Origin of the sequence: Saccharopolyspora terrae (assembly GCF_004348435.1) — a bacterium.
In the GTDB taxonomy this organism is placed as follows: domain Bacteria; phylum Actinomycetota; class Actinomycetes; order Mycobacteriales; family Pseudonocardiaceae; genus Saccharopolyspora; species Saccharopolyspora endophytica.
On the sequence record NZ_SMKS01000111.1, the window covers coordinates 1 to 10,440 of the forward strand.

The 10,440-nt window shown below is 70.0% G+C and carries 9 protein-coding genes; 5 read left to right on the plus strand and 4 right to left on the minus strand.

Annotated features, from left to right (window positions below):
- Positions 1-73: 73 nt before the first annotated feature.
- From E1181_RS30205 to E1181_RS30220, 4 genes are all read right to left on the minus strand, one after another.
- Entirely contained in the window at positions 74-1,177 is a 1,104-nt protein-coding gene (locus tag E1181_RS30205) for an NAD(P)H-dependent flavin oxidoreductase (RefSeq protein ID WP_132679815.1), read from the minus strand.
- Positions 1,178-1,188: 11 nt separating this feature from the next.
- Positions 1,189-2,829: an acyl-CoA synthetase gene (locus E1181_RS30210; protein WP_165944793.1), complete on the minus strand. Its 1,641-nt coding sequence runs from the start codon at positions 2,827-2,829 to the stop codon at positions 1,189-1,191.
- Positions 2,830-2,986: 157 nt separating this feature from the next.
- Positions 2,987-4,537: an acyl-CoA synthetase gene (locus tag E1181_RS30215; RefSeq protein ID WP_132679816.1), complete on the minus strand. Its 1,551-nt coding sequence runs from the start codon at positions 4,535-4,537 to the stop codon at positions 2,987-2,989.
- 135 nt (positions 4,538-4,672) lie between these two features.
- On the minus strand, positions 4,673-5,710 hold the full coding sequence (locus E1181_RS30220) for an LLM class F420-dependent oxidoreductase (protein WP_132679817.1): 1,038 nt from the start codon (positions 5,708-5,710) through the stop codon (positions 4,673-4,675).
- A 63-nt stretch (positions 5,711-5,773) separates the two neighbouring features.
- Between E1181_RS30220 and E1181_RS30225 the strand changes: the two genes are divergently transcribed.
- From E1181_RS30225 to E1181_RS30245, 5 genes are read left to right on the plus strand one after another with little or no spacing between them, the layout of a single operon-like run.
- Complete coding sequence (locus tag E1181_RS30225; protein ID WP_132679818.1) at positions 5,774-6,757, plus strand: Zn-ribbon domain-containing OB-fold protein; 984 nt, start codon at positions 5,774-5,776, stop codon at positions 6,755-6,757.
- Between the two features lie 10 nt (positions 6,758-6,767).
- Entirely contained in the window at positions 6,768-7,823 is a 1,056-nt protein-coding gene (locus E1181_RS30230) for a thiolase domain-containing protein (protein ID WP_132679819.1), read from the plus strand.
- Entirely contained in the window at positions 7,823-8,983 is a 1,161-nt protein-coding gene (locus E1181_RS30235) for a thiolase domain-containing protein (RefSeq protein WP_132679820.1), read from the plus strand. Before E1181_RS30230 ends, E1181_RS30235 begins: the two co-directional genes overlap by 1 nt.
- Positions 8,984-9,853, plus strand: coding sequence for a TIGR03619 family F420-dependent LLM class oxidoreductase (locus E1181_RS30240; RefSeq protein ID WP_132679821.1), 870 nt, complete (start codon positions 8,984-8,986; stop codon positions 9,851-9,853). It abuts the gene before it with no gap.
- An 11-nt stretch (positions 9,854-9,864) separates the two neighbouring features.
- Positions 9,865-10,296 (plus strand): nuclear transport factor 2 family protein, encoded by a 432-nt coding sequence (locus E1181_RS30245; RefSeq protein ID WP_132679822.1) that lies wholly within the window; start codon positions 9,865-9,867, stop codon positions 10,294-10,296.
- Positions 10,297-10,440: the final 144 nt, after the last annotated feature.

Consider the following 10,440-nt stretch of genomic DNA (forward strand, 5'->3'; position numbering starts at 1 on the left):
CCCTGAAGCACCACGGCGAGGCCCTCTCCTCTGGGGGAGAGGGCCTCGCCGTGGTGCTTCAGGGGGGTTGGGGTTAGCGGAGCTTGTCGAGGCGGGTGAAGGTTTCCTCCACTTCGCGGAGCAGGTCGGTGAAGACTTCGGCTACCGGGCGGATCTCGTTCATGCGGCCCACGATCTGGCCGACCGGCATGGAGACGGCCTGCGGGTCGCTGGCTCGCATCATGCGCTGGTGGGCGTCGCTGACGAGGATGTTCTGCAGCGGCATCGGCAGCGGCTGCGGGGCGTCCGGGGCCGCCCACGCCTCGGTCCACTTGGTCTTGAGCAGCCGGGCGGGCTTGCCGGTGTAGATGCGGGAGCGGACGGTGTCGCTGGAGTTCGCCGCCAGCAGCGCCTCCTGGGTCACCGAGTCGCCCATCGTCATGCCGTACTCGGCCGTGGTGAGCCAGTAGGACCCCATCCACGCGCCCGAGGCACCCAGCGCGAGCGCCGCGGCGATCTGACGTCCGGTGCCGATGCCGCCCGCGGCCAGCACCGGGGCACGGCCGCCGATCGCGTCGACGATCTCCGGCACCAGCACCATCGTGGCGATCTCACCGGTGTGCCCGCCGGCCTCGTGGCCCTGGGCGACGACGATGTCCACGCCGTTGTCGACGTGCCGCTGGGCGTGCTCGGCCTTGCCGGCCAGCGCCGCGACCAGGACGTCGTGGGAGTGGGCCTGCTCGATGATGTCCACCGGCGGCGAGCCCAGCGCGTTGGCGATCAGCGAGATCGGGTGCCGCAGCGCGACGTCGACGTGCGAGCGGGCCACCGAGTGCAGCCAGCCGAGCACACCGCCGCGTTCCTTCTCGTCCTCGGGCAGTTCCGGGACGCCGAGCTCGTCGAGGGTCCGGTTGACGAACTCGCGGTGCTCGGGCGGGATCAGCGAGTCCAGGTCGACCTGGGTGCCCTCGGTGGGCACCTTGGCAGGCATGACGACGTCGACGCCGTAGGGCTTGCCGCCGGTGTTCTGGTCCATCCAGTCCAGGACGCGGTCGAGCTCGTCGGGGTCGTTGAACCGCACGCACCCCAGCACGCCGAGCCCACCGGCCTTGCTGACGGCGGCCGCGACGTGCTCGGACGGGGTGAACGCGACGATGGGATGTTCGATCCCGAGCGTGTCGCAAAGCGATGTGCGCATCTACGTTCCTCTCAGCGCGCGGCGGACTTCCGCGAGGGCTGGTTGATTTCCGTGGGTTCGTGGGTCTCGGTGTGCTTGCGCGCCCACGGGTAATCGGGCTTCCCGCTGGGCGAACGGGTGATCTGCTCGACCAGCCACAGGCTGCGCGGCACCTTGTAGCCGGCGATGACCTGGCGCGCGTGGGCGTCGAGTTCGGCCAGGCTAGGCGCGGCACCGGCGCGCGGCTGCACGAGCGCGGCGACGCGCTGGCCCATGCGCTCGTCGGGAACACCGACCACCAGCACGTCGAAGACGTCGGGGTGCGACTTCAGCGCGCTCTCGACCTCTTCGGGGAAGACCTTCTCTCCCCCGGTGTTGATGGACATGTTGCCGCGACCGAGCAAGGTGACCGTGCCGTCGGCCTCCAGCCGCGCGTAGTCCCCCGGGACGACGTAGCGCGTGCCGTCGACCTCGACGAACACCGAGGCGGACTTCTCCGGGTCCTTGTAGTAGCCCAACGGCACGTGCCCGGTCTTGGCCAGCCAGCCGATCTCCCCGGTTCCCGGCTCCAGCGGCCGGTTGTCGTCGTCGATGACGATGAGCTTGCGGTCGGCGGTGACGCGGGGGCCTTCGGTCTGCACGCCGTCCTTGGTGACGATGCCGATGCCGCCGAAGCCGGTCTCCGAGGACCCGATGGCATCGGTGATCACCACGTGGGGCAGGGCGTCGAGGTACTGGTGCTTGACCGAGGTGGAGAACAGCGCGGCCGTGGAGGAGATCGCGACCACCGAGGAGGCGTCGTAGTCGCCCTCGTGGAGCGCCTCGATCATGGGGCGCGCCATCGCGTCTCCGACGATGGCCAGCACGTTGACCCCGTTGCGCTCCACGGCCCGCCACACCTCGTGGGGGTCGAACTCGGGGACGAAGACCGTGGTGGCGCAGGCGAAGAGGTTGCCGAAGGTGGCCCACTGCGCCGCGCCGTGGATGAACGGGGCCGCCGGAAGTCGCACCAGGCCACCGGTTTCCGCGCCGGTGCGGGCGAGTTCCCACTCGTCCTTGACGTACTCGCCGGTCATGAAGTCGATGCCGCCGCCGAGGACGCGCCAGACGTCCTCCTGGCGCCACATGACGCCCTTGGGCATGCCGGTGGTGCCGCCGGTGTAGAGCAGGTAGAGGTCGTCGGAGCTGCGCTCGGCGAAGTCGCGGTCGGCGCGCTGGGCGGCGAGCGCGGACTCGTACTCCACACCGCCGTAGCGAGTGTGGTCGGCATCCGAACCGTCCTCGATCACTAGAACGTGATTCAACGCCGGAACCTGCGGCAGCACCTCGGCGACGTGGTCGCTGTAGCGCCGCTCGTGGACCAGCGCGACCATGTCCGCGTTGTCGAAGATGTACTGCAGCTCGGCGGGCACGTAGCGGTAGTTCACGTTGATCGCGACCGCGCGCAGCTTGTACGCCGCGAGCATCGCCTCCAGCGCTTCGATTGAGTTCCTGGAGTACACACCGATGTGCGCGCCCGGACCGACGCCCTGGGCGGCGAGGTGGTGGGCCAGCTGGTTGGACCGCTGCTCCAGTTCCGCGAACGTCACCTGGCGCTCGCCGCAGACCACTGCGACGCGCTCAGGGACCATGTCGACTGCGTGCTCGAAGAGATCTGCGATGTTGAGTGCCACTCGAAAAAAGTAGAACGTGTTATCGCCTATGACAAGGGGGCGGAAGTGCTACCGCGAAACGGGCGGTTCGCCATGGAAGAACCCGATGGGCAGCACGAAACCGCGTGCGGGGAGAACACTCCCGCCTCGCACGCGGTCGCGCACCGATCACCGCAGGTCAGATGGCCTTCTCGCGGCCTTCCCAGTACGGGTCGCGCAGCTTGCGCTTGTAGAGCTTGCCGTTGGGGTCGCGCGGCAGCTCATCGATGTAGTCGATGCTGCGCGGCACCTTGAACTTGGCCAGCCGCTCCTTCGCGTAGGCCAGCAGCTCCGCGGACAGCTCATCGCCCGCGGCGACGCCCTCCGCGGGCTGGACGACGGCCTTGACCTCCTCGCCCCAGTCGTCGTGCGGCACGCCGAACACCGCCACGTCGGCGACCTTGTCGTGCACCGACAGCGCGTTCTCGATCTCCGCGGGGTAGATGTTCACGCCACCCGAGATGATCATGTCGTTGCGCCGGTCGCACAGGTACAGGTAGCCGTCGGAGTCGAGGTAACCGACGTCGCCCAGGGTGAACAGGTCGCCCACCCGCGCTTCCCGGGTCTTCTTCTTGTCGTTGTGGTACTCGAAGGTCGAGCCGCCCATCTGCATGTAGACGGTGCCGATCTCACCGGCCGGCAGCTCCTCGCCGTCGTCGCCGAGCACGCTGACCACCGAACCCGGCCACGGCTTGCCCACCGAACCGGGCTTGCGCAGCCACTCGTCGGCCATGATCGTCGTGCCGCCGCCCTCGGTGGCCGCGTAGTACTCCACGACCACGGGACCCCACCAGTCCAGCATCGCGCGCTTGACCTCCTGCGGGCACGGCGCGGCACCGTGGATCATGGTGCGCAGCGAGGACACGTCGTAGCGCTCGCGGGTCTCCTGCGGCAGCGCCAGCAGCCGGTGGAACTGGGTGGGGACCATGTGGCTGTGCGTGACGCGGTGCCGCTCGATCAACCGCAGCATCTCCTCGGCGCCCCAGCGGTCCATCAGCACCGCCGTGTGCCCGAACTGGATGGAGATGCTCACGAAGTTGAGCACCGCCGTGTGGTACAGCGGCGATCCGCACAGGTGCACGTGGTCGTCGAAGGGCTTGAGCCCGAACACCCCGAAGAACCACGCGTTGGCGGCCGGGACGTCGTCCGGATCGGCACCGCTCAGCGGCCTGCGCACGCCCTTGGGGCGACCGGTGGTTCCGGAGGTGTAGAGCATCGGCGAACCCGTGGTGCGCACGTCGGGCCGCTTGGCGGGTTCGTCCGCGCCGAGGTTCGCCAGCGGCTGGAACCCCGGCACCTCGCCGACGGCGAAGCGCGCCGCGCTGGGCAGCCCGCTGCGCGCGGCGGCGTCGGAGGCCGCCTCGGCGAAGCGCTCGTGCGCGATGAACGCCTTGGCGCCGCTGTCCTCCACGATGTAGGCGACCTCGGCACCGACCAGGTGCCAGTTCACGGTCACCACGTACAGCCCGGTCTGGATCGCGGCGAAGTACGCGGCCAGCAGGTCCGCGCCGTTGGGCAGCATCAGCACGATGCTGTCGCCCGGTTCCAGTCCCATGCTCTGCAGCCCGCGGCCGTACCGGTCGGCGGCGGCGGCGAGCTCGGCGTAAGTCACCGAGCCACCGTCCGGCGAGACCACGGCCGTGCGGTTCGGCTGCTGGTCGGCGATGTTCCACAGTCCTATGTCGGCCACGGCGGACTCCTGTCGACGGCGTGAGCTTTCCCCAGCCGAACAAACCTAGAACGTGTTGCAGTTATCGAGCAAGGTCGCGGACCGAACCGGCTTCGAACAATCCGTCCCGCATCCCGCTCATGACGAGAACAGATATCAGTTCCGGACCGCGTCAGCGACAGACCGGACGTGCTCGACGTCGCGGCAGCCGACCAGAAGCACGTCCACGCCGGACTTCTCCCACACCGCGATCCGCTCCCGGACGTGGTCGCGGTCGCCGATGATGGCCACGTCGTCGACCACTTCGTCCGGCACCGCCGCCACCGCCTCCTCGCGGCGACCCGCGGCGAAGAGCCGCTCGATGTCGGAAACCGCCTCGTCGTAACCCATCCGGCGGAACAGCTCGGCGTGGAAGTTCATCCCCGGCGCCCCCATCCCGCCGAGGTAGAGCGCCACCGACGGCTTGAGCTTGGCGCGCTCGGCCTCGGGGTCGTCGGTGACCACGACCTGGCAGGTCGCTGCCACCTCGAACTCCTCGCGGGTGCGGCGGGCGCCCTCGCGGGCGAAGCCCTCGGCGAGCCACTCCTCGTACATCGGGCCGACCCGGGGCGAGTAGTAGACCGCGATCCAGCCGTCGGCGATCTCGGCGGTCTGCGCGACGTTCCTCGACCCCTCCGCGCCCAGCCAGATCGGCAGGTCCGCGCGCAGCGGGTGGGTGATGGGCTTGAGCGGCTTGCCCAGCCCCAGCGAACCGGGGCCGTCGTAGGGCAGCCGGTGGTGCGGCCCGTCGTTGCGGATCGGCGCCTCGCGCGCCAGCACCTGCCGCACGATCGAGACGTACTCCCTGGTCCGGGCCAGCGGCTTGGCGAACGGCTGGCCGTACCACCCCTCCACCACCTGCGGCCCGGAGACGCCCAGACCGAGGATCGCGCGGCCGCCGGAGAGGTGGTCGAGGGTCAGCGCGTGCATCGCGCAGGAGGCCGGCGAGCGCGCCGACATCTGCGCGACCGACGTGCCCAGCCGGACCTCGCGGGTGTCCGAGCCCCACCACGCCAGCGGCGTGAAGGCGTCCGAACCCCACGACTCGGCAGCGAAGACGGCGTCGAATCCGACCCGGTCGGCTTCGAGAACGAGTTCTTGGGCGTTCTGCGGTGGAGCGGCACCCCAGTACCCCAGCTGCAATCCTACTTTCACTTGTGGACCTCCCTTTCCCGGCCACCCGCGGACCCTTCCCATACTGCACCGGATATTGCCGGGATGGCGAGAACATGTTTCACTTCGGGTGTGACTGGGATCTCCGAACCGCTCAGCGCCCCGCTCAACATCGGCTTCGACTACACCCGTTCGCTCGGGACCGTGCACGGCCGATTCGCCACGTCGCTGCGCGATGGCGGCATCATCGGCGTGCGCGGCAGCGACGGCCGGGTGCACGTGCCGCCCATCGAATACGACCCGGACACCGCCGCCCCGCTGGACGACTTCGTCGAAGTCGGCAGCCAGGGCACGGTGGTGAGCTGGACCTGGATGCCCGAACCGCTGCCCGGCCAGCCGCTGGAGCGCGCGTTCGCCTGGGCGCTGGTGCGCCTCGACGGCGCCGACACCCCGCTGCTGCACGCCGTGGACGTGCCCGGCCCCGAGGCGATCTCCACCGGGATGCGCGTGCAGGTCCGCTGGGCGGCCGAGCGCGGCAACGGGATTCGCGACATCGCCTGCTTCGAACCCGCGGGCACCACCGAGCAGCTGGAACCGGCCGGGGGTGATCCGGTGACGATGCTGACCACGCCGGTGAACCTCGACTACACCCACTCCGCCTCCCCCGAGGAGAGCCGCTACCTGGAGGGGCTCTCCGAGGGACGGCTGCTGGGCCAGCGCTGCCCCGCGTGCGCGAAGGTCTACATCCCGCCTCGCGGCGCCTGCCCCACCGACGGCGTGCCCACGGTCGAGGAGGTGGAGCTGCCCGACACCGGGATCGTGACGACGTTCTGCATCGTCAACGTCCCGTTCCTGGGCCAGCGCATCAAGCCCCCGTACGTCGGCGCCTACATCCTGCTCGACGGCGCCGACATCGCCTTCCTGCACCTGGTCCTGGGCTGCGAGGCCGACCAGGTGCGGATGGGCATGCGGGTCAAGGCGTCGTGGAAACCCCGCGACCAGTGGGGCCACACGCTGGAGAACATCGACCACTTCGAACCGACCGGGGAACCGGACGCAGCGTTCGAAACCTACGCCCACCACCTGTGAAGGAGCTGGAATGACTGACGTCGCCGTCGTCGGCTTCGCACAGGCACCGAACGTGCGCGCCACCAACGGCACCACGAACGGTGTCGAGATGCTGGTCCCCATCTTCCAGGAGGTCTTCTCCCAGACCGGGCTGTCGAAGTCCGACATCGGCTTCTGGTGCTCGGGATCGTCGGACTACCTCGCCGGACGCGCCTTCTCGTTCATCGCCGCGATCGACGCGATCGGCGCGGTCCCGCCGATCAACGAGTCGCACGTCGAGATGGACGCCGCCTGGGCACTGTTCGAGGCGTGGGTGAAGATCCAGACCGGCGAGGTGGACACCGCGCTGGTCTACGGCTTCGGCAAGTCCTCGGCCGGGAACCTGCGCCGCACGCTGGCCCTGCAGCTCGACCCCTACTCGGTCGCGCCGCTGTGGCCGGACTCGGTGAGCATCGCCGGCCTGCAGGCCCGGATGGGGCTCGACGCCGGGGACTACACCGAGCAGGACATGGCCGAGGTCGCGGCGCGAAACCGCGCTTCCGCCAAGGGTAACCCGAGCGCGCAGATCTCCGGGGCGTTCGACCCGCAGGAGCTGCTGTCCGAGCCCTACCTCGCCGATCCGCTGCGCGCGCACGACTGCGCGCCGATCACCGACGGGGCGTCGGTGGTCGTGCTGGCCTCCGCCGAGCGCGCCCGGGAGATCCGCGAGCGGCCCGCCTACATCGGCGGGATCCAGCACCGCATCGAGTCCGGCAGCCTCGGCGCCCGCGACCTGCGACGTTCGGCCTCCACCGAGGCCGCCGGGTCGGCGCTGGGCACCGACGGGGTCGAGATCGCCGAGCTGCACGCGCCTTTCACCCACCAGGAGATCCTGCTGCGCCGGGCGCTCGGGCTGGGCGAGTCGGTGTCGGTCAACCCCTCGGGCGGGGCGCTGTGCGGGAACCCGATGTTCGCGGCCGGGCTGTCGCGGATCGGTGAAGCGGCCACGCAGGTCTTCGAGGGCAGGGCCGGGAAGGTGCTGGCGCACGCGACGAGCGGTCCCGCGCTGCAGCAGAACCTGGTGTGCGTGATGGAGGGACGAGCCTGATGGGCAAGCAGTTGGCGGCCGTGCTGGGTACCGGCCAGACCCACCACACCAGCAAGCGGCTGGACGTCTCGATGGCCGGGATGTGCCGCGAGGCGGTGGACCGCGCGATGGCCGACGCCGGGGTGGACTGGCCGGACATCGACGCGGTGGTGGTCGGCAAGGCACCGGACCTGTTCGAGGGCGTGATGATGCCCGAGCTGCACCTGGCCGACGCGCTGGGCGCGACCGGGAAACCGATGCTGCGGGTGCACACCGCGGGATCGGTAGGCGGATCCACCGGCAACGTGGCGGCGAGCCTGGTGCAGGGCGGCGTGCACAAGCGCGTGCTGGCGGTGGCGTTCGAGAAGCAGTCCGAGTCCAACGCGATGTGGGCGCTGTCGATCGTCCCGCCGTTCAGCATGCCGGTCGGGGCGGGAGCGGGCGGCTACTTCGCGCCGCACGTGCGCTCCTACATCCGCCGTTCCGGTGCGCCGACGCACACCGGGGCGATGGTGGCGGCCAAGGACCGGCGCAACGGTTCGCGAAACCCCTACGCGCACTTGAAGCAGCCCGACATCACGGTGGATTCGGTGATGTCCTCGCAGATGCTGTGGGACCCGATCCGCTACGACGAGACCTGCCCGTCCTCCGACGGGGCGTGCGCGGTGGTCATCGGCGACGAGGCCAGCGCGCACGGCCGCAAAGCGGCGTGGATCCACGCCACCGCGATGCGCACCGAGCCGACCACCTTCGCCGGCCGCGACCAGGTCAACCCGCAGGCGGGCAAGGACGCGGCGGCGGCGCTGTGGAAGCAGGCCGGGATCACCGATCCGCTGACCGAGGTCGACGCCGCCGAGATCTACGTGCCGTTCTCGTGGTTCGAGCCGATGTGGCTCGAGAACCTCGGTTTCGCCGCCGAGGGCGAGGGCTGGAAGCTCACCGAGGCGGGCGAGACCGCCATCGGCGGGCGCATCCCGGTCAACCCCTCGGGCGGGGTGCTGTCCTCGAACCCGATCGGCGCCTCCGGTCTGCTGCGCTTCGCCGAGGCGGCGCGCCAGGTCACCGGCGATTCCGGGGAGAACCAGGTCGACGGAGCCCGGATCGCGCTCGGCCACGCCTACGGCGGCGGTTCGCAGTACTTCTCCATGTGGGTCGTCGGATCGAACAAACCGGGAGCCTAGATGAAGTTCACGATGTCGGTGGCGATGACGCCGCTGGACCAGCTCGTCGAGCTCGCCCGCACCGCCGAGGAGTGCGGGTTCGCCTCGGTCGCGCTGCCGGATTCGCTGTTCTACTCCGAGAAGGTCTCCGCCGAGTACCCCTACACGCCCGACGGGTCCCGGATGTGGGACGCCGACACGCCGTGGGTGGATCCGCTGATCGCCACCGCGGCGATGGGCGCGGCGACCTCGCGGCTGCGATTCTACACCTCGGTGCTCAAGCTCGGCCCGCGCAACCCGGTCCTGCTGTCCCGGCAACTGGCCTCGGTCGCGTCGATGACCGGCAACCGCTTCGGCCTCGGGCTCGGGCTGGGCTGGGCGCCGGAGGAGTTCGAGTGGTGCGGCGCGCCATACGCCAAGCGCGGCGCGCGGGTCGACGAGATGATCGAGATCATCCGGCTGATCCTCGGCGGCGGGATGGTGGAGTACCACGGGAAGTTCTTCGACTTCGACAAGCTGCAGATCTCCCCCGCGCCGTCCGAGCCGATGCCGATCTACGTCGGCGGGCACACCGAGCCGGCGCTCAAACGCGCCGCGCGGGTGGGTGACGGCTGGGCCTCGGCGATGATGAAGCTCTCCGAGCTCCGGGAGACGATCGACCGGCTCGGCGAGCTGCGGGCCTCCTGCGACCGCGCCGACGTGCCCTTCGAGATCCAGGCGGTGTGCATCGACCGGTTCGGCGTCGACGGTTACCGCGAGCAGGCCGAGGTGGGCGTCACCGACGCGATCGTGGTGCCGTGGATCTTCGACGGGCACGGCTTCGACGCCCCGCTGGAGGCCAAGAAGGACTCCATCCGCAAGTTCGCCGCCGAAGTCATCGAGAACGTCTGAGGAGGCCGGAGATGAGCGGAGTGCACTGGAAGGCGACCCGCGAGCCGCATCCCGCCCGCGACGCCGCCATGGCGTCGATGGACGCGGTGTCGCGGGGCGCGAAGGACGAATGGCTCGCGCTGTTCGCCTCCGACGCGGTGGTGGAGGACCCGGTGGGACCGTCGGTGTTCGACCCCGACGGCCAGGGGCATCACGGGCGCGAGGGGATCTCGGCGTTCTGGGAGACCGCGATCGCCCAGGCCGAGCGCATCGAGTTCCACATCGACGACTCCTTCGCCTGCGGCAGCGAGGTCGCCAACACCGGCACGATCACCACCCACCTGCCCGACGGCTCGGCGATGGACGCCGAAGGCGTCTTCTCCTACCGCGTCAACGACGAGGGCCGCATCCAGGCCCTCAGGGCCTTCTGGGAGTTCGACCGCGCGGTCGCCACCCTGCACTGATCCCGAACTCAACGGAGCCGTTCCCCGCGCGGGGAACGGCTCCGTTGGGTTAGGGCAACTCGACAACCAGCCCACACCCCCCAACAGCTCGACCCGCCCAGTCGCGATGACGCGACACCCCCACCACGAGCAACACCCCACACC

What these genes read in the sequence shown, in the direction of transcription:
- E1181_RS30245 (WP_132679822.1), top strand. Translation starts at nt 9,865, where the DNA reads ATGAGCGGAGTGCACTGGAAGGCGACCCGCGAGCCGCATCCCGCCCGC.
- E1181_RS30240 (WP_132679821.1), top strand. Translation starts at nt 8,984, where the DNA reads ATGAAGTTCACGATGTCGGTGGCGATGACGCCGCTGGACCAGCTCGTC.
- E1181_RS30205 (WP_132679815.1), bottom strand. Translation starts at nt 1,177, where the DNA reads ATGCGCACATCGCTTTGCGACACGCTCGGGATCGAACATCCCATCGTC.
- E1181_RS30230 (WP_132679819.1), top strand. Translation starts at nt 6,768, where the DNA reads ATGACTGACGTCGCCGTCGTCGGCTTCGCACAGGCACCGAACGTGCGC.
- E1181_RS30235 (WP_132679820.1), top strand. Translation starts at nt 7,823, where the DNA reads ATGGGCAAGCAGTTGGCGGCCGTGCTGGGTACCGGCCAGACCCACCAC.
- E1181_RS30225 (WP_132679818.1), top strand. Translation starts at nt 5,774, where the DNA reads ATGGCGAGAACATGTTTCACTTCGGGTGTGACTGGGATCTCCGAACCG.